Source organism: Rossellomorea sp. YZS02 (genome assembly GCF_033963925.1).
Taxonomy (GTDB): Bacteria; Bacillota; Bacilli; order Bacillales; family Bacillaceae_B; genus Rossellomorea.
In genome coordinates this window covers 363,203-386,795 of record NZ_JAXBLY010000001.1, presented here as the reverse complement: position 1 = coordinate 386,795, position 23,593 = coordinate 363,203, and the positions used below count along the sequence as shown (strand labels likewise).

The 23,593-nt window shown below is 42.5% G+C and carries 25 protein-coding genes and 2 pseudogenes; 21 read left to right on the top strand and 6 right to left on the bottom strand.

The genetic code is table 11. The features are described from left to right. Positions 1–17: 17 nt before the first annotated feature. Positions 18–644, bottom strand: a complete 627-nt coding sequence (locus tag SLH55_RS01965; protein WP_320322425.1) for a class I SAM-dependent methyltransferase — start codon at positions 642–644, stop codon at positions 18–20. A gap of 118 nt (positions 645–762) precedes the next feature. Here SLH55_RS01965 and SLH55_RS01960 point away from each other — a divergent pair, with 118 nt between their 5' ends. Then, entirely contained in the window at positions 763–1,653 is an 891-nt protein-coding gene (locus SLH55_RS01960; RefSeq protein WP_320322424.1) for a LysR family transcriptional regulator, read from the top strand. Positions 1,654–1,675: 22 nt separating this feature from the next. Here SLH55_RS01960 and SLH55_RS01955 read toward each other — a convergent pair whose 3' ends face one another. Continuing rightward, positions 1,676–2,032: a VOC family protein gene (locus tag SLH55_RS01955; RefSeq protein WP_320322423.1), complete on the bottom strand. Its 357-nt coding sequence runs from the start codon at positions 2,030–2,032 to the stop codon at positions 1,676–1,678. Positions 2,033–2,454: 422 nt separating this feature from the next. Between SLH55_RS01955 and SLH55_RS01950 the strand changes: the two genes are divergently transcribed. The 5 genes from SLH55_RS01950 (at position 2,455) to SLH55_RS01930 (ending at position 5,677) form a co-directional block, all read left to right on the top strand. Continuing rightward, on the top strand, positions 2,455–3,297 hold the full coding sequence (locus SLH55_RS01950; RefSeq protein ID WP_320322422.1) for an alpha/beta fold hydrolase: 843 nt from the start codon (positions 2,455–2,457) through the stop codon (positions 3,295–3,297). 53 nt (positions 3,298–3,350) lie between these two features. Then, on the top strand, positions 3,351–3,572 hold the full coding sequence (locus SLH55_RS01945) for a cyclase (RefSeq protein ID WP_320322421.1): 222 nt from the start codon (positions 3,351–3,353) through the stop codon (positions 3,570–3,572). 171 nt (positions 3,573–3,743) lie between these two features. Further along, positions 3,744–4,268 (top strand): DinB family protein, encoded by a 525-nt coding sequence (locus tag SLH55_RS01940; RefSeq protein ID WP_320322420.1) that lies wholly within the window; start codon positions 3,744–3,746, stop codon positions 4,266–4,268. A 54-nt stretch (positions 4,269–4,322) separates the two neighbouring features. Continuing rightward, positions 4,323–5,234 carry a GNAT family N-acetyltransferase gene (locus tag SLH55_RS01935; RefSeq protein ID WP_320322419.1) on the top strand — a complete coding sequence of 304 codons (912 nt, stop codon included), beginning with the start codon at positions 4,323–4,325 and terminating at the stop codon, positions 5,232–5,234. 116 nt (positions 5,235–5,350) lie between these two features. Continuing rightward, the gene (locus tag SLH55_RS01930) at positions 5,351–5,677 is read left to right on the top strand and encodes an antibiotic biosynthesis monooxygenase (RefSeq protein ID WP_320322418.1); all 327 of its coding nucleotides are present in this window, start codon (positions 5,351–5,353) and stop codon (positions 5,675–5,677) included. Positions 5,678–5,752: 75 nt separating this feature from the next. Here SLH55_RS01930 and mraY read toward each other — a convergent pair whose 3' ends face one another. Beyond that, positions 5,753–6,709 (bottom strand): phospho-N-acetylmuramoyl-pentapeptide-transferase, encoded by a 957-nt coding sequence (gene mraY / locus SLH55_RS01925; protein WP_320322417.1) that lies wholly within the window; start codon positions 6,707–6,709, stop codon positions 5,753–5,755. 329 nt (positions 6,710–7,038) lie between these two features. Between mraY and SLH55_RS01920 the strand changes: the two genes are divergently transcribed. Beyond that, positions 7,039–7,467, top strand: a complete 429-nt coding sequence (locus tag SLH55_RS01920; RefSeq protein WP_320322416.1) for a hypothetical protein — start codon at positions 7,039–7,041, stop codon at positions 7,465–7,467. Between the two features lie 63 nt (positions 7,468–7,530). After that, a complete protein-coding gene (locus SLH55_RS01915) occupies positions 7,531–7,974 on the top strand; it encodes a hypothetical protein (RefSeq protein ID WP_320322415.1) in 444 nt (147 codons plus the stop codon). A 60-nt stretch (positions 7,975–8,034) separates the two neighbouring features. Here SLH55_RS01915 and SLH55_RS01910 read toward each other — a convergent pair whose 3' ends face one another. Continuing rightward, complete coding sequence (locus SLH55_RS01910) at positions 8,035–11,067, bottom strand: efflux RND transporter permease subunit (RefSeq protein WP_320322414.1); 3,033 nt, start codon at positions 11,065–11,067, stop codon at positions 8,035–8,037. A 361-nt stretch (positions 11,068–11,428) separates the two neighbouring features. On the opposite strand from SLH55_RS01910, the gene SLH55_RS01905 reads away from it, so the two are divergent. From SLH55_RS01905 to SLH55_RS01875, 7 genes are all read left to right on the top strand, one after another. Beyond that, positions 11,429–11,752, top strand: coding sequence for a hypothetical protein (locus SLH55_RS01905; RefSeq protein ID WP_320322413.1), 324 nt, complete (start codon positions 11,429–11,431; stop codon positions 11,750–11,752). 10 nt (positions 11,753–11,762) lie between these two features. Further along, positions 11,763–12,146 (top strand): hypothetical protein, encoded by a 384-nt coding sequence (locus tag SLH55_RS01900; RefSeq protein ID WP_320322412.1) that lies wholly within the window; start codon positions 11,763–11,765, stop codon positions 12,144–12,146. 52 nt (positions 12,147–12,198) lie between these two features. Further along, positions 12,199–12,870, top strand: a complete 672-nt coding sequence (locus SLH55_RS01895) for an HAD family hydrolase (protein WP_320322411.1) — start codon at positions 12,199–12,201, stop codon at positions 12,868–12,870. A 26-nt stretch (positions 12,871–12,896) separates the two neighbouring features. Beyond that, positions 12,897–13,559: an AraC family transcriptional regulator gene (locus SLH55_RS01890; RefSeq protein WP_320322410.1), complete on the top strand. Its 663-nt coding sequence runs from the start codon at positions 12,897–12,899 to the stop codon at positions 13,557–13,559. A 257-nt stretch (positions 13,560–13,816) separates the two neighbouring features. Continuing rightward, positions 13,817–14,023: a hypothetical protein gene (locus tag SLH55_RS01885; protein WP_219166672.1), complete on the top strand. Its 207-nt coding sequence runs from the start codon at positions 13,817–13,819 to the stop codon at positions 14,021–14,023. Between the two features lie 95 nt (positions 14,024–14,118). After that, positions 14,119–14,517, top strand: coding sequence for a VOC family protein (locus SLH55_RS01880; protein ID WP_320322409.1), 399 nt, complete (start codon positions 14,119–14,121; stop codon positions 14,515–14,517). A 17-nt stretch (positions 14,518–14,534) separates the two neighbouring features. Further along, on the top strand, positions 14,535–15,077 hold the full coding sequence (locus tag SLH55_RS01875; RefSeq protein ID WP_219166674.1) for a DUF402 domain-containing protein: 543 nt from the start codon (positions 14,535–14,537) through the stop codon (positions 15,075–15,077). Between the two features lie 52 nt (positions 15,078–15,129). Here SLH55_RS01875 and SLH55_RS01870 read toward each other — a convergent pair whose 3' ends face one another. Then, positions 15,130–16,113, bottom strand: a complete 984-nt coding sequence (locus SLH55_RS01870) for a phosphotransferase enzyme family protein (RefSeq protein ID WP_320322408.1) — start codon at positions 16,111–16,113, stop codon at positions 15,130–15,132. Between the two features lie 364 nt (positions 16,114–16,477). Here SLH55_RS01870 and SLH55_RS01865 point away from each other — a divergent pair, with 364 nt between their 5' ends. The 6 genes and pseudogenes from SLH55_RS01865 (at position 16,478) to SLH55_RS01845 (ending at position 21,757) form a co-directional block, all read left to right on the top strand. Beyond that, positions 16,478–16,900, top strand: coding sequence for an SRPBCC domain-containing protein (locus SLH55_RS01865; protein ID WP_320322407.1), 423 nt, complete (start codon positions 16,478–16,480; stop codon positions 16,898–16,900). A gap of 128 nt (positions 16,901–17,028) precedes the next feature. Next, positions 17,029–17,379, top strand: coding sequence for a PadR family transcriptional regulator (locus tag SLH55_RS01860; RefSeq protein WP_320322406.1), 351 nt, complete (start codon positions 17,029–17,031; stop codon positions 17,377–17,379). Continuing rightward, entirely contained in the window at positions 17,366–18,208 is an 843-nt protein-coding gene (locus SLH55_RS01855; protein ID WP_320322405.1) for a permease prefix domain 1-containing protein, read from the top strand. Before SLH55_RS01860 ends, SLH55_RS01855 begins: the two co-directional genes overlap by 14 nt. A 202-nt stretch (positions 18,209–18,410) precedes the next feature. Then, positions 18,411–19,640: pseudogene (locus SLH55_RS23210) on the top strand (PEP/pyruvate-binding domain-containing protein); the annotation flags it as partial. Positions 19,641–19,694: 54 nt separating this feature from the next. Further along, a pseudogene (locus SLH55_RS23205) lies at positions 19,695–20,999 on the top strand (PEP-utilizing enzyme); the annotation flags it as partial. 155 nt (positions 21,000–21,154) lie between these two features. Next, the gene (locus SLH55_RS01845; RefSeq protein WP_320322404.1) at positions 21,155–21,757 is read left to right on the top strand and encodes a hypothetical protein; all 603 of its coding nucleotides are present in this window, start codon (positions 21,155–21,157) and stop codon (positions 21,755–21,757) included. 69 nt (positions 21,758–21,826) lie between these two features. Here the strand turns inward: SLH55_RS01845 and SLH55_RS01840 are convergent, their stop codons facing one another. Then, positions 21,827–23,527, bottom strand: coding sequence for a pyruvate oxidase (locus SLH55_RS01840; RefSeq protein ID WP_226673368.1), 1,701 nt, complete (start codon positions 23,525–23,527; stop codon positions 21,827–21,829). Between the last annotated feature and the right edge of the window lie 66 nt (positions 23,528–23,593).

Here is a 23,593-nt window from a genome sequence, read left to right as displayed (position 1 = left end):
TAATGAATATCACACCATCAAGATTTCACCCCATACACACCCACCGTATGATACCCACGCGAGACGGGTCCTTCCAGTACACAAAGATCCTTAAACTTCAGTTGTTTCATTAAGGGAAGCAATTCATCCCTGATCATCTTCTTGATTGAATCCCAGTCTTCCCCGTCTTTTCCATCGCAAAGTGTCATCAGGACAGTCCCTCCAGGAGTCAGCACTCTGTGTATTTCGTGAAAAGATTTGAACAGATCCTCCCAAAAATAAATGGAATGGATACTGAATACCGCTGTAAATTGTTCATTTGGGAAAGGCATTTCTTCAACCGTTCCGTGAACTAGCTCCATTTGGTTTTGGGTGATGGCTTTTCTGTTTCGTAATGCAGCTGACTGGAGAAGGGTTTCTGACAAGTCTAACCCGGTCATCGTGTGACCAACATTCAATGAAGCAATCTGTTTCAATGCAAATCCTGCCCCGCATCCAATCTCAAGGATCCGTTCATTCTCCTGAAGCTGTAGTTTTTCAATGGTCCACAGGGTTTCAGGCTTATGCTGACGGATCATTTTTTCCCCGATCACCCAGCCGAGGATCCCAGCTGGCCGGCTGTACTGATGATCGAGGATGTGTTGTAATGTTCCTTTCACATTCATCGTAAATCCCTCCTTTTGTTCACTCTGTCTTTCCACTATAATTTTCTTATAACTATTAAACAATCCTATTTCATTTATAGTTACTATTAAATATTTTTATAGTTAAGGAGGGATCCGGATGGAAATCAATCAGCTGATTGCATTTGAGCTTGTAGCGAGGCTTGGTTCATACAGTAAGGCTTCTAGATATCTGGACGTATCACAGCCTACTGTCAGCTTGCGGATAAAAGAGTTAGAGAAGGGTGTCGGGGGATATCTATTTGTCAGAGAAGGGAAACAGATGGTGCTGACGGATTTGGGGAAAGGATTTCTTCCTTATGCCAGGCAGGCTCTTGAAGTGCTGCAGAAAGGGAAGGAAAGGGCACTGTCGATAAAGGAGGGAAAAAGAGGGGAAATCACGATTGGAACCCTTCCAACCTTCACATCCGGACATTTCACCTCGATCGTGAGGAAAATGTATGACGCCTTTCCAGACATCCACATAGCCATCCACACCGGCCATAACCAACAAATCATCGACATGCTCTATGATGGAAGCATCAAAATGGGAATGATCACTTCTCCGTTTTTCAATAAAGATCTGAAAAAGCTTTATACGATAAAAGAACCCCTGATCTTAGTAGCCAGTCATAATCAGGAATTGAAGAGTGAAAGGTATGGGGTCGAAGATGTTTTTCTGAAAAGCAGACCCTACATCTTGACCGATTGGAGCGAGGAGAGTAAGCATTGGCAGAGAACCCATATGTCATTTGGTGGAGATTCCATCGAATTGCCTCCTGCTACTGCATTGGAATTTGTCCAGCACTCCGGTGGAACCGCGCTTCTAACAGAGTCTATGGTTTCATCCCATTTAGAAGAAGGGACCTTGGTTCGGCTAGAACCGGAAGATATGCCGACATTATACAGGGAAGTCGCCTTAGTGAGTCTGGATAGTGAACAGTCCCTGCCTCCAGCTGCCCTCCGTTTTGTCGAAACAGTGAGGTCCTGCCGATCAGGCGGGCAGATATAGAGCGGGTGATCCCGCTCTAAAGTTAAGACTCTAATTCTTCAAACAAGCCGATTAAGTTACCAAACGGATCGCTGAACGAACACCAGGCAGCAGGAACTCCTTCCCGGGTCTGGACTTCTTCCATCCACATATTCAGTGTTTTCATTAATCTCTCACGTTCGGAATAGATATCTTGAACTCCTAAACGCATTGGACCATTTCCTTTCACCGGTTCTCCTTTAGCTACCTGCAGCCAGGTATCTTTCACGATTTCCCACTCGGCAAAATCCTCATGTGGGATAAAGTCTGGATCGCGATTGAATAGTGTCTTGTACCATTTAAAACCTTCTTGATAATCTGTGACTCGAACCTGGAAGGTCACACCTGAATAGTTCAACATTCTATTTCCTCCTCTATCTTTGACTGCATTCAATGAAAGACCTTATTGTGAAATTCGGGCACGTTAAGGTGAGAATTTTTCCTGTCGCCTACTTGAAATCTTCCATACTATAACTACATTCAAGTTAAAAATCCATTCTCCTCCCCCTCTGACTATCTTCTCGGAATTTTCTCCTTTTTTCGAAACTTTCTTCTTTCTTTAGACGTATATATGACTACAACCCCCGCTTGGGTCGACTCAAATAGCGGTTCTATATAAGGTAGATGACGATCTGCAATTGTACCAATTTTAAAATAAAACGAAGTTAACAGAATAATTGAAACTATTCCATTTTGGCTTCCGTCTAATAAGTAGTGTATAAGATAAATTACCCAAAAAAATCAAAAAACCGATACAGACAAAACAGAATGGGGGAAAAATATATGTGGGAACAAAAGCTGATCCAAACAAATCGAGGGGTTTTCGAAATCTTTGAAGCGGGGAGTGGGGAACCTTTATGTGTGACTCATCTATATAGTGAGTTTAACGAGCGCGGTTACCATTTCGCTGACAGGTTCGTGGAAGATTTTAAAGTGTACCTTGTGAACCTGAAAGAAACAGGGAATTCCACTGAAGTGAAGCACGAAGATGAGCTGAGCATGAGTGAGACAAGCAAAGATTTAGAAGCGATTCGCAAGGCTCTCGGGTACGATGACTGGAACTTTGCCGGTCATTCAACCGGTGGGATGCTCGGTCTGCACTATGCCGCTGATCATCCGGATTCCGTGAAGCGGTTGATTGTAGGCGGTGCTTCCGCTACAAACGAATACATGGAGCATCAGGACAGTATTTATTGCGACAAGAACCCTGATAACGACCGTTTGAAAGAGGTCGTTTCGGTCCTTTATTCTGAAGAGGCAACCAAAGAAGAACGCCGGCAGGCAGGGAAGATGTGGACGGAAATGTCCTTGCATGATCCGGAAAGATACGATGAATACTTCTCTAAGCCGAGCAGTGGCAAAGTGGTTCAAAAACGTCTGGACTATTATTCTAAGACGGAACTTCCGGCGTATGATATTAGAGGAACCATCTCGGAAATCACCACTCCGACGATCATTTTCTGTGGGAGGCATGATGCCCAATGCCCGTTTGTGTTTTCCGAAGAGATCTTTCATCTAGTCCCAAATTCAACATTTTATATTTTTGAGAATAGCAATCATTCACCTCATGTTGAGGAACAAGAGAAATTCAATGATATGGTGAAGGATTTCAGCTGTTTAGTGTAAGACTGCAATCATTCATCTAAAAGCGTTCCTCATATGACCACAGGAGGTTTCAAATGGATAAGCGAGTTCAGTTTGACTTTGAAATCGATTTTACCAACGGCGGTGGTATCCAGGGGCAGGATTTCCGTCTTGATATTGATGGAGATGACATCTCTGATCAAGAACTGGCCAACTACATCGTAGAAGATATGAGATTACTGATGGTGGGGGAAGTAAGAATATTAAATAAGAAAATCATCCAGGAGAAGCATAAACGAACGGTCGAAGAGAACTGAATAACACATGTATTAAGAGCGAAAAGGTGCATTTCTTCATACTGAAATGCACCTTTATCATTTACACAGGGCTGATATATCAATACCTGTCGGGTGAATAAAGGGATTGTAGGAATGTACTTTTTTTGAAATAATTGGTATATAGATGAAATGAATAAGGGAGTAGAAGCTATGCTTAAAAGACCAGAGGTAAACGAATATCCACCGTATTATAAAGAATATGTGAATCATGTACCAGAAGGAGATCTTCTCCAGATTCTAGATGCTCAACAAAAAGAAACGATGAATTTATTAAAAGATTTAAGCGACGATGCAGCAGAGTTCAGCTATGCTCCCGACAAGTGGACAATCAAGGAAGTCATCGGTCATATAACCGACACCGAACGTATTATGTGCTACCGCCTTCTCAGTATTGGTAGAGGCGAAAAGGAGATGCTGCCGGGATATCATGATGATGAGTATGTGAAAATGGCTAAATTCAATCGGTTTACCTTACAGAAACTATTGCACCATCAATCTCTTGTCCGTCAACACACCATTCTCCTTTTAGGAAGTATGGATGATGAAGCTTTACGACAGAGAGGTCGGGCAAATGGAGGAGAAGTGACGGCCAGAGCGATTGGGTACATCATTGCCGGGCATGAGCTTCATCATCGGAGGTTGATTGTGGAGAGGTATTTAGATTCAAATAATTGAACAGATAGAACAATAGTTGCTTCATAGTATGGAATGATAAGTGGAGGTACATATATGAATGAACAAGTTCAAGCATTAAATAAACATATAGATTTAGAAGACGGATTGCAGTTAGTCTATCAACCACCCAAAGAATTCGTTCTATATCATTCCATCTATCACGGACAAAAGTACGCAGACTACTATTTTAGAAGGTCACCTGAGACATTGATCGAACTTGCATCCATCTTTGACTGCGGATATTTCATCATGAAGGATGAAACCACCATTGGCGGTGTATTCCTAAAACCTAATTTCATGTCCGATTTATTCGTTGTTCCTCCCTATAATGATTATGAAGGGTTGGTACAGAAGCTTTTAAACTATTTAAAAAAGGTCTCGAATACCGAAGAGAAGATTACCATTAGAGAGGTTGTAGAAGAACAGGTACCAACCTATGAAGAGTATGGATGCCAGATCAATGAAGTGAATGACTGGATGATTCGTCCGACAGAACCATTAAAGGCAATCCTTCCTGAAGGCTATCTGTCAAAACCTGTTTCACGTGAAGGTATAGAAGATATAGCGAGCTTACTGGTGAAAGCTTATAAAGCAAATCCGGCTTATAACCAAATTGGAACAAAAGAGGATTATATTCCACATGTAAAGGAATTCTTAGACGATCATAAAAACAATAAAATTATGGATGAGTGCTCAAGAGTGATTGTCGATCAGAGCACCAACCACATTGTTGGGGTCTGTTTGCATATGGAGTTCGAAGAGTATCCCCTTATCATGAGCTTAGTTGTTGACCCTGAACACCAGCATAAGGGCATTGGACGATACCTATTAACCCATTCCATAAACGTATCAGGTAAAGAATACCCGGCTACCCGTCTATCTGTCTTAAAAGAAAATCATGCGATTAAGCTTTATGAAAACCTTGGATTTATTCGGAATCGATCTTTAACGGATATGTATCTTTGAAAACTCGGCTATGTCTTTATTGTGGAAGGGCGTAAAATGAAAGAAATTAAGGTGGATGAACATAAAAATGTGGACGACATTCTTATGAAACTGCAATCACTGAAGGGGGACTAAACTTGAGCAGAATTGCTAAAACTCCTGAACCACCCTACTATGCTGTCATATTCGCTTCACAACAAGCGAAGAATAATAGAGGCTATGGGGCGATGGCGGAAAAAATGGTGGAGTTAGCGTCTCAGCAGAAAGGATTCTTAGGAGTAGAGAGTGCCAGGGATGAAGGACTGGGGATCACTGTTTCCTACTGGGAATCTTTAGAGGCTATAAAGAATTGGAAGGAACATTCTGCTCATCAAGTAGCGCAGGATAGAGGGAAAAAAGAATGGTACAAAAACTTTGCATTACGGGTAGGTAAAGTCGAAAGAGATCGCTTTTTCGAGATGTAATATGCCCTTTTGCTGGGGTCTTATAACCGAAACAGAAAGGAACTTCTAGCTATTGAAGTTCCTTTCTTTGTTAACTTATGGATAAAGAATAAACTTCCAATAAGCAAAACAGATAAACGTACAAATCCATGATACAAACCCAAAGGCGGTGACAATAGTCGTTTCACCCCAACCATATTTAATACCATAGTGATAATGAATCGGGGTAAACCTGAAGATCCGTTTGCCTGTCGTTTTAAACGAGGCCACTTGCAGTATGACCGACAATTGTTCAGCAAAATAAATAAAAAATAACACTGGAATGAGAATCTCGACTTTCTCGATAATAGCCAGAAAGGAGAGGGAGCCCCCAATCGCCAATGATCCTGTATCCCCCATAAATGCTTTGGCTGGAAAGATATTATAAATGAGAAAGCCCAGCAGGGAGCCAATCATAATTAAACAAAAAAGCTGGATCTCATTACTGTCTGAAATCATAAAAAAGAAAAAGTATGTAGGGATAGCCACGACTCCTAACAGTCCGTCCAAGCCGTCTGTAAAATTAATAGCATTTGCAGAACCCACCACAAACAACGTAATCACAATGAGATATACGGCCATTGGAAGATCAATAGAGAAATCTTGATAGATACCAATTGTCGTATTTATACCCAGTTCATTCATCAAGTAGAAAAGCAGGGCACCTGTGAATAGAAATTGGAAGATGAGCTTCGTTCTACTTGATACACCGCCGGGATCTTGCCGGGATGCTTTCCAAAAATCATCCAAAAAACCGATGAAGCTGAATAGGATGTAGGTAATGGCCAAGAAAAACATCAGTGGAGTAGGTGAAAAAAATAAGGCTACAATAATTCCTATAAAGAGAATGATTCCAAACATTAACGGTGTACCCTTTTTCATTTGATGGTTGGAAGGGAGCTCTTTTCGTATTGGTTGAAGGAGCTTTAATTTTCTTAGGAGTGAAATGAATAGTGGAGATAGTATTGTGACGATTATAAAAGCAATAACTGCAGGAATGATTTGGTCAATCATTTGTTATCTACTCCTCTTTTATTAACTATCTATAAAGATAATTTCTATATAGAGGGAGGATATCCTTTAAATTTTGTAAATTGATGCATTTGGTATCGTTAGGTTCAGTTGCTGAATTTATTAGTTTATTCAGCAGGTGAATTTTTCAATTAAATCAGCAGCTGAATAAATTATTCATCCATAAGCGATTATCGTAAAGGAATAGACCTCTGACAGGTTTATTTTTTTATCTGCTTTTATATAGGACACTCGAAACTTATGAATCACTTTTTACGTAAATAGATTATAATGAAAATTGACGTTTTTCCTGAAGAGAAGTGGGGATTTACATGTACTATGCTATGTTAACGATAGGGGCATTGTTGTTATTTATTGGACTTTTCTGGTTAATCTATATTTTAAAGTATAAAAAATTTACACTTTGGCATTGTTTAAAAGCCTTTCTATCCTTACTCATAGGTATTTTAATGCTTATGATTACACTGCCCAGCTTGAAATATATGATACTTAAAGATTATGACGTGGCAAAAGGCAGCTGCACAATCGAAATAGATTCATCTGGACGATCTTCTGAAGCAATATTTCGGATGGTTGATTCAGATGACGTTTATACCTTTTGGAATATCCCTGATCTGGATTCCTATGGGAGGGCCGTTCCATATTATTGTGAAATCACGGTTACTAAGGATCATTTATTTGAAATCAGTTATACCATTTTCGATGTTCATTCAAGAGAACTTATACAATCGAGTAAGTAGTTAAGATCGGTGTTCATCATCCATCGTTACGATAAATCTAGTAAGCTTTTGGAGTTGATCCATTTGGCAGAGCATGTTGAATTTCAATACACACATATTGATGGAGGGACCTGGGCTTCAGGCTTCATACGTATTGATCAAAGCAGATTTGAATTTGTGTGTTCTTATTTATTCCACAATCCATTGCAAGAGTTTTTAAGTGCCATCTATCAATTATTACCCGGTTTGGCTGCGTTCCCAAGAAAGGAAATTAGCCTTACCATGTGGGATGAACCGGTTAAGTACATATGGGAGATTAAAAGAGTTGATCAAAAAGATGCCATCATCCGGATTTCTGAGAAAGGATATGATGTTAAATCTGTTTTGGTATTTGAGGAATATGTTGATTTGCATGATTTAATAAGATCGGTTATTCGGTGCATCATGAGAAACCATGCTCTTAGAAGTAACGATGCCATTGATCGAATGTATCAGGAATTTACAGTATATGTGAAACAATTAAAGTAAAGAAAAACAGGTGCTTATCCGCTAGAGGATAAGCACCTGTTTCATTTTATTTACGTTAATCTACTGAGCTACTTTCTCTTCACCTGCTAACTGCTGAGCACGTTGCCGCTTAGACTTCCTGAAATACAGCAACTCATAAAACACAGGAACAACAACAAGCGTCAGCACCGTAGCACCGGCAAGACCACCGATGACTACAACAGCCAGCGACTTCGATACGAGACTTCCATCTTCCGTGTGACCGAAGAGAAGCGGAAGCATGGCACAGATCGTGGCAATCGCCGTCATGACCACGGGACGGAGGCGGGTACCGCACGCTTCTAAGATCGCGTCACGTATGATCATCGTTTCCTCATTCTGCTTGACGCGGTCAATCAAGACAATGGCGTTTGTCACAACAATTCCAATCAGCATCAACGCTCCAATAAGCGCCGTTGCGTCTGCAGGGACGCGGGCAATGAGCAGTCCGAGGACGGCCCCGATTGATGCGAGCGGCAAGGTGATCAAAATGGCCAATGGTGATTTCAACGTCTTAAAGGTCAGGACCATGATCAGGTAGACGATCATGATGGACGCAAGCATCGTCATGCCAAGATCCTTAAAGTCGTCGGCCTGTTGGGCAGCGGCACCGCCAGTATCAAGGGAAACGCCTTTTGGCAGATCGATGTCCTTGATTTCAGTATCGATATTCTTCGAAATGACCGATAGTTCTTCAGGATCGACTTCTGCTGTGATCCGAACATATAAGTCGCCGTCTTTATGCAGGACGGTACTTGGTTTCTCTTCTTCCGTGATGGAAGCGACTTCTGTAAGAGGCTGTATGCCTGCGTTTGTGGCGATCGTCAAGTCTTTCAAATCGGATGTGGATTCAGGATTGACTCCTGCGTCCAGAAATACAGGTGTCGTTACATCATCCAGGTTGATGGCTCCGATCGGCTGTGGGTTCAATAAAGAACGGATTTGCATAGCCGTTTGCTGGGCATTCGCTTTCTCCGTGTTGACGTTCACGGTGAAGACTGGAGACGTTTTTTCCTGGTTGCTCGAGACTTTCTTCACTCCATCTACATCTTTGATCTGATCCATGAGCGTTTTGGACGTGGTCAGTAGTTCATTCGTGTCATTTCCGACGACGTCATAGGTGATGCTGGAGTTGGATGAGCCTCCGAAGATGGACGATGGTGATGCCGTGATGGTCACACCTTTTTCATCCTTTTTCGTTGCATTCACTTTTTCAATGAATGTTTCCGCATCGGATCCTTCTTTCATGATGACGGTGTAGAAAACCGTGTCTGGGTCACTCACTGCTCCGTATTGAGCATTTTCTTCACTGGAGCCGTATTGTGTAATTATATAGTCGTACCCTTCAAACTCCGAAATGGTGTCTTCGAAGTCTGTCATACGCTGCTTCATGGTATCTTGCGGCGTAGCACTCGGGAATTCCATCGTGACTGCTACAAACGATGCGTCATTCGCGCTCGTTGCTGCTTTCGGTAAAGTGATATAAAGTGCGATGGATCCTCCAAATACAAGAATGGCTAATAGGATCGGAACCCATTTATGATTGAGTGACCATCGCAGCACATTTACATAACGGTGCGGCGTGTGATGTTTTGGCAGAGTTGTATTTTTCAACATGCCACGGCTTAACAATGGCACGACCGTAACGGCGACAAGCAGGGAAGCGAGTAACGAATACGTAACGGTCAAGCCGAACGGAAGCAGGAACGCTTTCAACGATCCATTGACGAGTCCCATCGGCAGGAACACAGCCACTGTAATGAGAGTGGATGACGTAATTGCACGGGACACTTCTTGTGTCGCGAGCAGAACATTCTGTTTGGTCAGCTTCTCATTTTGGCTGCGCCTGAATATGTTCTCGACGACGACAATGCTGTCATCGACCAGTCGTCCGACCGCCACCGCGACTCCTCCCAGTGTAAGGATGTTCAGTGTTACTCCGGATAACCAGAGCAGGAATAGCGTGATACAGAGTGATAATGGAATGGAGACGACGGTAATCAGGGTCGGCTTGAATTTTCTTAAGAATAAAAGTATCACAAGCGTTGCGAACAATGCACCAAGTGCTACTTCGCGTACCATACTGTTGACTGAGTTCTCCACCATTTCCCCTGTGGTGAACAGCGTTGTCGCTTCGACACCGTCATAGTCCTTGTTGATTTGATCGACCGTGTCTTTTACTTCTTCTCCGGCCGTAACGGCACTGGCATCACTCTCTTTGAACAGGACGATGGCCAGGGCCTCTTTTCCGTTTACACGAGTGATGGTGTTTTCTGCTTGCACTTTTTCAATGGTTGCGATGTCTTTCAGTTTGACGACAGGAGCATTCGGGACTTGTAACGGAACGGACAAGTTCTTCAATGCATCAACGGAAGTCAAATTATCCGTGACGTTGATCGTACTCTTCTGACCATCGATCGTGGTGCTTCCGGCAGAGGCAGAAACATCTTGCCCTTGAAGCACTCCCATGACCGAGTTAACCGGGATATGTAACTTCTCGAGTTTGTCATGATCAAGATTGATCTGTACCCGGGCACTGTTTTCACCGGCTAGAGTTACTTGAGACAAGCCGGATTGATTCTCAAACAGCGGCTTGAATTCGTCATTGACGAGATCCAGGTTCTCTTTCGTCAATCCGTCATCAAATGTCACCGATACCTGGCCGATAGGGATCATCGAGGTATTCAGCTGGGAGATTTGTGGTTCTCCGATTCCCTCTGGAAGCCGTATCCCTTTGATGGCATCCTCCACTTTATTTTTAGCTTCTTTCATGTCGCTTTTTGAATCAAAGTTGATGGTAACCTGGGAATATCCCTCCCCGGTGGTGGACAGGATCGATGTTTTTCCTGAAATGGATGCGACGGCCTGTTCCACGGGTTCCGTGATGTTGGTTGTCATGGAGCCTGCGTCATACCCCTGTCCCAGGGTGACGACTGTTACTTGTGGATTATCCGCTTCAGGCAAGAATTCCATTGGCAGACGGAAATAACTAATGATGCCGATAAGCAACGTGATGATAATAAATAGTGTCATGGCTGCCTTATTGCGGAATACCCAATTTGTTAAAGTTTGCATGTGTTTCCCCCCAATTACTGATTTGGTTGTGAACCTTCTTTTCTAAGATACTGTAATACGGACGGTATCACAGCCACCTCCAGGCCAATATTCCCCTAGGTCTTGAGACGTAATTCATCTTGCCACAAAATTCATTTTACGGTGCAACAGGGTCAGGTATTCTTAATAACATGTTAAATTTATGTAAGGTAGAGATTTGTGTAAAAATATTCCTGTCACAATATAGTATTATAGTATGGATGGTAGGAAGTGGAAATGGTGAATTTCAAATTGATAAAAGTTTTACAAACCGATTGTCTATTGAAAGAGTTTTTGGAATAATTGGAATAGATTGGATTGAAGGAAAGAAAAGAGGGACAATGTGAAAAAGAGGAGAAAGATTTTAACAATAAGTTTACTGGTTGTTGTGGCGTTGTTGGTCCTGCCGCCAATACTTGCTCCAAAGGTCCATCATGCGGATTCACCGAGGTCTGCTTTGAGAGAAGCGATTTACAAGGATGGCCACCCTTATCAAAGCTTCTTTGCCTTCATTAAAAAAGGCGAGTATCAGGATCAGGAATATGGACAGCAATACGATGTGTACTGGTATGACTACAATAGTCCGACTGGTGAGACGGCCACTATTTGTTATGCAAAGCTGAAAGAGAGTGAGAAGTATGAAGTGGCTTGTGGGACAGGGCCCTAGGAGGGTGTACATGAAGAAAATAGTTGGAATAACCATCTTAATGCTCTCGATTCTAACCGCATGTAACTCATCAAAGGATTCATCAACATTAAGCTTTAGTAAAGTGAAAAATGTCCCCGATGAAGTACAAAACAAAATCGAACCGGTGTATACACTTCAGCTGATGGACGAAGGGGAAAAAGGTTCATATATCGTATTTCAATCAAGTGGGGAAGTAGACGCAGATGTTGAGTCAAAAGACGATACGGTCACGATCATGTTCAGCACATCAAATGCACAAAAAAATGAAGTGAAGCAACAAGTATATTATTTAACAAGAGATCAAGGGCAAGACGTCATTCACGTTCTGGTGGATGGGGAGCCTGCCGTTTTTGATAGTGTGACAGGGCTGTGAGCAGAACAATCATGCACGATGACGAAAAGTCGTTAGGAAAGGACAAATGATAATGGCACAAGCATTAATTTTCGACATGGATGGAACACTCTTTCAAACAGACAAAATATTAGAAGCTTCTCTGGAAGATGCCTTTGAACGGTTACGATCATTAGACCAATGGGATGCGGAAACACCGATTCAGAAATATCGGGAGATCATGGGTGTTCCATTGCCAAAGGTATGGGAAACATTGCTGCCCGACCATTCTCAAGAAGAAAGAGAGCAGACTGATGCCTTTTTCTTAGAGAGGTTAATTCTAAATATCAGGCAAGGGAAAGGTGCCCTATACCCTCATGTTCAGGAGGTCTTCACCTATTTAATAGAGAATGATTACCTCATTTACATAGCCAGTAACGGATTAATAGACTACTTAAAGGCTATTGTCGATTATTATGACCTGGACCGATGGGTATCGGAGACATTCAGTATTCAGCATATTGAATCTCTGAATAAATCAGATTTGGTCCGGAGGATTGTTGATAAATACGAGATTACGAGTGGAGCAGTCGTAGGGGACCGGTTATCAGATATCCATGCGGGGAAGGACAATGGTTTGCTTTCCGTTGGGTGTCGGTTTGACTTTGCCCGGGAAGAGGAGCTTGCTCAAGCTGACGTGATCATTGAGGATTTATTGGAATTAAAGACGCTGTTTCCTGCAAAAAAGCAAGGAGTAAAAAAATAGATGAAGTGCATCCTGGAGGTGGTTATGTGACTGAAAATCAAACGCTCCATATCCTGAATGGAACAGAAATGTACAAACGATTTAAAGAGACAGGGTTTCTTAAAACAGAAGAGATGATCCCTTTTAACGAGGCCATGTGTTATGGAAAGACGTGTGAAAACATATTCTCAGATGAGTTTATTGAGATGCGTGCAAGGGTGCATCATGTAACGCGGGATCAATATGCTGACATTACGCTAAAGCCGTTGCAGCCACTCTTTAAAGAAAACGTGGACCATATTGCCTTATGGTTTGATGAAGATATGTTCTGTCAGATGAATGTGCTGACGGTCCTCGCCTGGCTGGACCAGAGAGAGTATATAGGATCAATTGACCTTCATCTTGTGGATGATCAGTATAAGCCCCTGAACGAATATTCCCTCCAAGCCAAAGGGTATGCAGCTCTTTACGAACAAGTGATGATTCACCATGAAATGCCTGAATCGGTTGAGCTAAAACCTTTAAATAGAGGCATTGAACTTTATTTGAATTACCTTAAGAAGGACAATGAGCTTAAGTTGTATATTCAAAAGCATCGGGACGTTCCGGTTGAGAAGCTGGTATCGCTTATGATTGAGAATTTTAGAGAGTATGGGTTGGGGGATACGCAGTATTTTCGTCTGATCAAGGACAGTCGTCAAGGTAAGTGACATAATTCATGGCAGGTGTGTGATGAATATAATGAATGATTTAGCATTGGTGTTTGGATTGCTTTTAGTAGCTGGAGCAGTTGAATGGGTTGGATCGATGCTTATTAAACGGTTTAATAAACAAAAAACTCTATTATTCTCATTTTCTGTGTGGGGGAGTCTTATGATTTTCTTTAGTGTAATCTGGTTTTGGGAAAAATAAAGGATGATTCTGTGATTGTAAGTGTGATGATTAAAAAGCTGAAAGAGGTGATAGAGTGGGTGTTTATTACTTTGCCATTCTATTTATAGGAGTTTTTCTGATTTTTAGAGCAGGTTTGCAGGCGTTGAAGAAAGGCTCATTAATAAATATAAAGGTGATTTTCTTTGGGGTTCTGGGTGCTGCATTGATTGGCCTATCTATATTTATGTTTACCCCGGGGAGTGCTGATATTGTGGCTGAACTCTTAGGGATGACTAACTAGAGAGTTAATGTTGAGAAAATCTCATGGAGAGATTGGATATAACTATATAAGTTGAATTATACTTTAGGAAATAGATAAAAAGGAGTAGATCGAACATGGAAAAAGTCACACCATTTTTAATGTTTCAAAACCGGGATGCAGAGGAAGCAATGAATTTTTACACGTCTCTGATTGAAGATTCAGCTATTACCAATATTGTTCGGTATGGCGCAAATGAAAGTGGAGATGAAGGTACGGTGATGCAGGCGACGTTCACGTTGAAGGGCCAGGAATTTATGTGCATTGACAGCAATGTGAAGCATCAGTTTGACTTCACACCTTCCTTCTCCATCTTTCTTACATGCGATACGGAAGAAGAACTTGAGACGATCTATGGGAAGCTTATTGAAGGTGGTCAAGCGCTTATGCCACTTGGGGATTATGGATTCAGTAAGAAATTTGGCTGGCTGAATGACCGATTTGGGGTATCGTGGCAGTTGAATTTGCCTAAATGAAGTAATGGAGTGAATGTATGCTCAAAAGAAAATACGGAAACCGTGCTGATTGGAGGAGAGTAGAACAAAGGAAATACTCTCAATCCCATCTAAACACGAAGGAATTCCAAGGGTATATTACACTGTTGAAAACAGTGAAAGTGAAGGAACCATTAATCACCCGATATGGAGACAAAGAAATATGTATTGTTGATAACGGATATATGTGGCTTCAGCAGTTTCCTTATGGGAAACATCATAGCGTCACTACGATGTTTGATGCGAGTGGAGAAATCGTACAATGGTACATAGATATATGCCATGGTAATGGAATCGAATCTGGTGTTCCTTGGATGGACGATCTCTTCTTGGATATAGTAGTGCTGCCCTCTGGGGAAATTTTTCTGCTTGATGAGGATGAGCTTGAGCAGGCTTATAAAAACCGAATAATTTCTAAAAATATGTATGATTTAGCCTGGGATGAATGCAAAGAAATGATGAGCCAGCTTCAAAATGATGAATTTGTGATTATAAAACTGGCTCAGGAACATAAAAGATTGTTGGAGATTGCACTTAAGTAAAAAGAGGAAGGTGTCTGAGCCTCAGCATATTGAGCCAGACACCCCTTTTATGTTATAAATCCATTCCAAAATACCGCGATTTATTCTTCATTGCCTCCATTAACCGTCCTCTCAAGCCTACTAACCAGTCCGGTTCATGGTTCCACTGATCTTCTGTTGATCTCAAAATACGTACATACCCGTATAAATCCGCAAACCTTCTGAAAGCCGGAAGTAATTCCATCATATCATCCTCGATTTTAAATTCGGTTCGATACCCATCCAGAAAGCATTCTTTTTTCTCCTGAAACAATTTAGGCAGAATGCAATCTTGCAAACTATCAAGTGTCTGTTCAATGTCCATCACAAACCAATGATACATCGCATCGTCAAAATCAATGGCATAACAAGATTGAGATTTTGCATCATAGAATACATTGTCGTATTCAAAATCATAATGAATCAATCCAAAATTGTTCTTTGACTTAGGGATGCTCTGAAAATAATCTTGTAATAACGTTGTTTCCTTTAACGCTAATGTTTCATGTGGAAGATCGATCAGAAACGTCTCAATGGAAGTCAGGACATCGCTAAAAGACTGACGCTTGGACCGAACAGGTTGATACTCACTGGACAATCGATGAAGTTTGCCTAATGATTTTCCATAACTGAAGATAATATGATCATTTAGGTCAGTCTCGCTAATTGGTACACCTGGTACCTGTTTGAATACGGAAGCATAGTACTCCCCCCAGGGGGTTTGAACTTCCATAAGCTCATTTCCACTCTTTGAACCCACCGTTTCTAGTACGCCATACTCCTTTGAGCGAAGGTAAGAAATAAAATCAAGTTCCGCGAGAAGATTTTCCCGGTACTTCTCTGATGTTGGAGCAAATCTGAGAAACTGAGTCTTCCCATTGAATTGAAAAGAGTAAGTAGCATTTGATGAGATTCTGTAGGTGGTGAACACGTCAGGTGATCGTTCATCGAGTTCCCAATTCCTTACCAGCATTTCTGCCAGGTCCACATTATTAAATAGATATTTCAGCTTCAACATAAAACAGTCAACTCCTCATTTAGTTTGGGTCATGCCATTGAGAAGAAAAATTGGAGACGACATTGGGGTAGAACACGAAAGATAAAAAGCCACAGGGTATATAAAATAACCCTGTGGCTAAAAATTTCGTTATTCATCATAAGCCCATGCTCATTTATTATTACAATGTATCCGTATGAGTGAGAGGGCAATACGTATCATTCTCCAAGGTTATCTTCATGAAATTAGTCATTGCGTCATCTCACTCCCTTCATTATTGGTATGAAAATTATACCATTTATAAGATTGGGAAATCAAGGGATTTCGAATGGGGGAGTCTGAGGTATAATAAGTGTTAAATAAAATGAAAGCGAGCGGATGATTCATGAATAATATCTCACAAATGAAAATTGAAAAGCCCGCACATGAAATTTTCGAGGCATTTGTTGACCCTGAAATGATAGGGAACTTCTGGTTCTCTTCAAGTTCTGAGAGGTGGGAGGAAGGAAAGACGGTTACTTTGAGATATGAAGAGTATGATGCTCAAGGTGAGATACATATAGTAGAAATCCAAGAACAAAAGAAGATCGTTTTCGAGTGGACAGGAAACCATAAGGTGACCATATCCTTTATTCAAGAAGAAAATGGCAGCACAATCGTAGGAGTGAAAGAAGAAGGGTTCGATGGGAACAATGAAAATGTTATCAACGAATTAGTAGATAATAAAGAAGGCTGGGTATATATGTCAACATGCTTGAAGGGGTACATGGAGTATGGTGTGAATCTTAGAGCTTCACTTGTTAAGTGAGGTGTAGAGATAACCTTAATGAATGGTTATATAAAAATCATCCTTTAACAGAAGGGTGATTTTTATATAAATGAATACCTTGCATTATTAGGTAATGTATTATATAAATATGTAAGGGGGTGTAAAATTTGGAAATTAATAAAGAGGTCTTAAAAGGACATATTGATACATTGATTCTCTCGCTTCTGAATTTCCGTGATATGTATGGATATGAATTAGCGAAAACGGTTCGTGAAAAAAGTGGAGATCAATTCGAACTAAAAGAAGGTACGCTTTATTTATCATTGAAAAGGCTAGAAAAAAACCAGTGGATTTCTTCTTACTGGGGTGATGAGCAAGGACCTGGGGGAAGAAGAAAGTATTACACTCTTACACCAATAGGCCAAGAGGGTTTTGAAGAAAAGCGCAGGGAGTGGCAATTCATAAAAAAAATCATTGATACCTTTATTGAAGGGGGAGAGAACCTTGAGACAGATTGATGCATATGTAGATTCTGTTTATGAAAACATCGGGGGTAATCGAAGAGAAATTCAGGAATTGAAAGCTGAGATGAAGAGTCACTTGATGGAGTCCGTTCACGAACTTAAAGCTGAAGGAATGCGTGAGCAGGAAGCTGTTGATTCGGCCATTGAGCGCTTCGGTGGCGAACAGGAGATGCGTTCGATTGTAGGGCAACTATTCAAAGCTCAAAAAACGTTTGCTAAATGGGTGCTTTATCTTGCACTTGTTGTTCTTCTTTTTACCGTTTCTGCGTTCGGGTATATATGGTCACTGGAAGAAGAAAATGCTAGTGAAAACTCTGAAATAGCTACCCAAGTTGCTTATGTTATAGAAGATAAGTCCAGCATTACTGATGAGATGAAAATGAAAATAAATAGTTTAATTGAAATGACGGATCAAATCGCAAGTGTTGAAATTTATGATGTAAGTAGTGTGGAAAATAACAATCTATTATTTGATTATGTCAGAGACGCAAAGCCCGATTACCGATTTGAACAAAAAGTGTGGAATCCTGAATGGCTCCAAGGAGATTTCTTTCCATACGGAAACGGAGATGGAAAACAGTGGTACATCCAAATGGAAACAAGACATATAGGTGATTGGTTGGCGATCATTTTGTTCTCAGGAATGGCGATTTATATCACGTTGTTTACGATTTGGGCAACGATTAACGCGTATCATCATAGACGATTAAACATTGGGTGGATTTTGGTGTTTGCTTTGTTTAATGTATTGGGGTATTTGGGTTATTACGTTGTGGGAAGAAAAAAGCACAAAATGAGAGTTAAAGAAGCAAAAAGCCTTTAGCTGAATGACCGATATGAAATTGTATTAAAAGAAGCTCAGAGAAATATCTCTGAGCTTTTATCATCTTTATCTTATGTTTCTAAAAACTAAACATCTCTTCCTACTTTCATTATATCACGCTAAAAAACCATATTACAGACTGTTTCTTCCACTGCACTCCTGCTAAAATCAAATAACATTGATGGATAAGGGGAGTGGCAGGATGAATTCATTGGTTCTCAGCTTTCAGGAAATGGAACAATCGGAGCTTTCGCTTGTAGGGGGAAAAGGGTTGAACCTCGGAGTTTTATCAAGGATTCAAGGAATTCAGGTTCCGGACGGATTCAGTGTGACGACGGTTGGATTTCAACGGGCGGTTGAACAGAATGAGACGTATCACATATTGCTGGCGAGGTTATCCAGGCTCAAACCGGAGGATCGGAAAGAAGTTGGTGAAATCAGCAAGGAGATACGGGATGTCCTAATGAGTGTAACGATTCCTTCCGATGTAGTGGAAGCTGTTACGCACTATCACTCCCGGTTTGGAGAGGAGCATGCCTATGCCGTGCGTTCCAGTGCCACGGCGGAAGATTTGCCACATGTCTCCTTTGCCGGGCAGCAGGATTCGTACCTTCATGTGATCGGCAAGGATTCCATCCTGGAACATATCCGCAAGTGCTGGGCCTCCCTTTTCACGGATCGTGCCGTCATTTATCGTATGCAAAATGGGTTTGATCACAGTCAGGTGCACATTTCCGTTATTGTTCAGAAAATGGCATTCCCACAGGTTTCAGGGATTCTGTTTACGGCTGATCCCGTGAGTTCCAATCGAAAAGTGGTATCCATCGACGCAGGCTTTGGACTTGGTGAGGCATTGGTGTCCGGCCTGGTTTCACTAGATTCCTATAAAGTACAGGACGGTGTGATCATTGAGAAGAAGATTGGAACGAAGAATCTGGCTATTTATGGGGTGAACGGTGGAGGAACGGAGACGAAGCCTATCCCTTCGGACCAGCAAAAGGCATCGGCCCTTACGGATGAACAGGTTTTACAACTATCGAAAATTGGCAGGAAGATCGAAGCACATTTTGCCTTTCCTCAAGATATTGAATGGTGTTTGGAAGATGGCACCTTTTATATTGTGCAAAGTCGGCCGATCACGACGCTCTACCCGATTCCTGAAGCGGTTGAAGGGGAGAATCGAGTATATCTTTCCGTCGGCCATCAGCAAATGATGACGGATGCCATGAAACCTTTAGGCTTGTCCTTTTTCCTATTAACGACTCCTGCACCGATGAAAGTTGCAGGAGGAAGATTGTTTGTGGATTGCACACCCCGGTTGGCATCACCTGCCAGCAGACAATCGTTCATAGAATTAATGGGCAAATCTGAACCACTTACAAAAGATGCTCTTACAACGATTGTAGAGAGGAACGGTTTCATCAAAACGGTAGAAGATGAAGCTATGCCTGTTCCAAGGAAAAATGGAGTGGATGCAATCGACCCCGATCCTGCCATCGTTGCGGAATTAATGAAGAAAAGTGACTCCTCAATCGAACAGTTGTAACAAACCATCCATTCGAAAACGGGATCCGGGTTAATGGATTTCATCTTAGAAGATATGAAGGAATTGAAGAGGATTCTATTTGATCCCGAGAGTTCCCGGGTGATCATGGCCGCGATGGATGCTTTATTCTGGATCAATGACCATATATACGAATGGTTGGGAGAAAAAAATGTGGCAGATATCCTGTCTCAATCGGTCCCGAATAACATTACTTCTGAAATGGGCTTGGCATTGATGGACGTAGCAGATGTGATACGTCCTCATCAGGCAGTAATCGATTATTTGCGCCACGCAAAAGAGGATCATTTCCTCGACGAATTGGTGAAAGTCGAGGGTGGACAGGAAGCCCGGAAAGCCATCGAAGACTTTCTCACCAGATATGGAATGAGATGCAGCGGAGAAATCGATATTTCGAGGGTGCGCTGGAGTGAAAAGCCAACAACCATTGTCCCGATGATTCTTAGGAACATCGAACAATTTGAGCCGGAGGAAAGCAAGCGGAAATTTGAGCAAGGGCGGCAGGAAGCGTTAGAAAAGGAACGAGAATTACTGGAGCGATTAAGCTCATTACCAGATGGAGAACAAAAGGTAAAAGAGACGAAAAGAAGGATTGACATCATCCGGTATTTCACCGGTTACCGGGAATATCCGAAATACGGCATGATTCACCGCTACTTCGTTTATAAGCAGGCATTATTAAAAGAAGCTGATCGACTTGTCGAACAAAATATTCTTCTTGAAAAAGAGGACATTTTTTACCTTTCATTTGAAGAATTGCAGGACTTGGTGAAAATGCATGAGTCGAAAAACGAACTCATCTGTAAGCGAAAAGAAGAGTACCGCTTTTATGAAAAGCTCACCCCACCAAGGGTGATCACTTCTGACGGAGAAATCATTACAGGTGAATACAAGCGGGAGGATCTCCCGTCAGATGCCATTCCCGGTCTGGCTGTATCATCTGGAGTGATAGAGGGTCGGGCACGTGTTATTACAAATCTGGAAGACGCAGATCTGGAAGAGGGTGATATCCTGGTCACCGCGTATACCGATCCGAGCTGGACGCCGTTATTTGTTTCCATCAAAGGCTTAGTCACAGAAGTTGGTGGACTGATGACACATGGAGCGGTGATTGCACGGGAGTATGGACTGCCGGCTGTTGTCGGCGTTGAACGTGCGACCGAGAGGATAGGAGATGGACAGCGGATCAGGGTGCATGGGACAGAAGGGTATGTGGAGCTTTTGTAAGAGATTCATGGTCACGCTGTTGAATAGATAGAGAGAATTATCCAGGTCGGTTACTCGATCTGGATGATTTTTTTGTGGAGAATTTACTTTTGTTGGAAGAGTAAGAGGTATAATGGGAATTAATTAAACTGGTTGAGAGTAGAGGGGGCAGATATATGAAGGGATGGCGAAGGAAATGGATCATCGTCATTCTATGTTTCATTCCGTTAATAGCTGGATGCAGGGTGATCCTGGTTGATGAAAGCAAAGACAAGAGTGAAGTGGAACAGATCGTACAAAAGCCTAATGAAGAATTGAAGTTAGACGCGAAGGCACAGTTATTTAAGAAATCTCTTCTCATACGAGGTGAGACCACTTTACCCAAAGGAGCAGTCGTAGACGTCCAATTAAAACCATATCCCGATGATGCGACATCCCTTCAAATCATCAGAACCGCCGTCGAGCCACTGGACACTATCGCATCTTCAGGATCGGTGAAAGTGAAGAAGGATGGTACGATGGAGTCGATCACGATTCCAAGACCAAGTGAAAACCAACGCTATAGACTTGAAATCGTTCTCGACCCGAGAAAACAAAATAAAGACGTACAAGAAATCCTCGGTCCACTTGGTGAAAACCTGACTACCAGTAGCGGTAGTACTCCTCTCACCGAAGAATCTAAAGACATCACCACCATCAAAAAATACGCCAACATCATGAAACGGGAAGAACCCGACGGCTTCATGGCAAAACTCGACCTCGTCCCCTTCGAACAATAGGAGGGACGGACCTCAAATCTAAGAAAATTAGAGGGACGGACCTTGCAAAGCAAGGTCCGTCCCTCTCTCTTATAGTGGAGGAAGGTCAAATTTTCCTTCTTCGAATAGTTGTTTTAGCATGTGTTTGGTGTAGCCGGCTGCCTGAGAGAATTGGATTTTGGCAGGCATTGGGGCTTCGTCGGCGTCTACGACGACGTCGATGATGCATGGTTTCTTTTGTTGGATCGCCTTCTGCAAAGATGGCAGGATCTCTTCTGGTCGCTCCACACGGTATCCAACGCCACCGCAGGCTTCGGCGTATTTGGCGAAGTCCGGGTTCTGTAAGTTTGTCCCGAATTCAATATTCCCCATAACTTCCTGTTCGAACTTAATCATGGCAATCTTATGATTGTTTAGAATCACGACGATGATGGGTAAGTCATATTTGACTGCCGTTACGAAGTCCGCCATGGTCATGGCGAATCCGCCGTCGCCGCAAATGGCAAACACCTGTCGATCGGGATAGGCGATTTGACCGGCGATGGCACCAGGCAGACCGCAGCCAAGCGTCGCGAGCCAGCTTGAGATGACAAAGGATTGATTGGTAATCGGGAAGTGTCGCGCCATCCACACCGTTACGTTTCCAACATCCACAGACAGGATGGCATCATCGGAAGCGACTTCTTTCAAGGCATGAATCAGTCGCTGAGGCTTGAGTGGAACCGATCCGTTCTCTTCTTGTGCCTCTAGCTTCTCCCACCATTTGTTCGTTCGTTCCTGATTTTTCTCGAGGAATTCCCGATTTTCGTTTCTCGCAACATGCTCAGTCAGCCATTTAAGGGAGGTACCGGCATCACCTGCAAGACCGACATCCACCGGGTAGCGCTTCCCGATTTGGGTGGGATCGATGTCAATATGGATTGTCTTGGCACTGTCAGGCAGGAACCCAGTAAACGGGAATGAAGTACCGATCATCATGAGCATATCGGCTTCCTGCATCGCTTCATATGAAGGCTTGGTCCCGATCAGACCGAGACCTCCTAAACAATACGGATGTTTATCAGGGATGACCCCTTTACCAGGCAGGGTCAACACGATCGGTGCCCCGACTTTTTCAGCAAACGATAATAACGTTTCCCTATGCCCATGAACCCCTTTTCCAGCAAGGATGATCGGCTTTTCAGCTCCCTCAATGATCTCTTTCGCTCTTTGTAAATCCTCAGGAAGCGGTGAGATGTCTTGCTTTACAGCAAAATGGGCCGTTACGCGAGCTTCATTCCCCACTTCAAAACGGGGGATATCATCCGGAATCGTCAGCACGGATACCCCTTTTTTCGCATAGGCCGTCCGGATTGCCTGATTGACAACGGCAGGGAGCTGCTCAGCGGACATGATGCGCTGATTATAGACGGCGACATCGTCAAACATCCTCTCAAGGTTCACCTCTTGAAAGGAGTCCGTCCCTAACAGGTCCGTTTCCACTTGGCCGGTGATGGCCAATACTGGAGCTTTATCGAGCTTGGCATCATACAGGCCGTTCAGAAGGTGGATCGCTCCCGGACCGGCGATCGCTGTGCACACACCTAGTTTTCCCGTCAACTTTGCATACGCAGCAGCGGCCAATGCCCCTGCTTCTTCATGTCTGACTTGAATGAACTTAATTTTGTCCTGTTTCTTTCGCAGTGGTTCGATAATCGAATTGATGGAGTCACCGGGCATCCCGTAAATATGGTCGACTCCCCATTCAATCAAAAGATCAATTAATTTTTCACCAGCGTTCTGTTTAAACATCACACCGTCTCCTCTCCAAAATTAGTTGTTCTTATTTTGGTACAATACTTCCTAAATTACTCAATA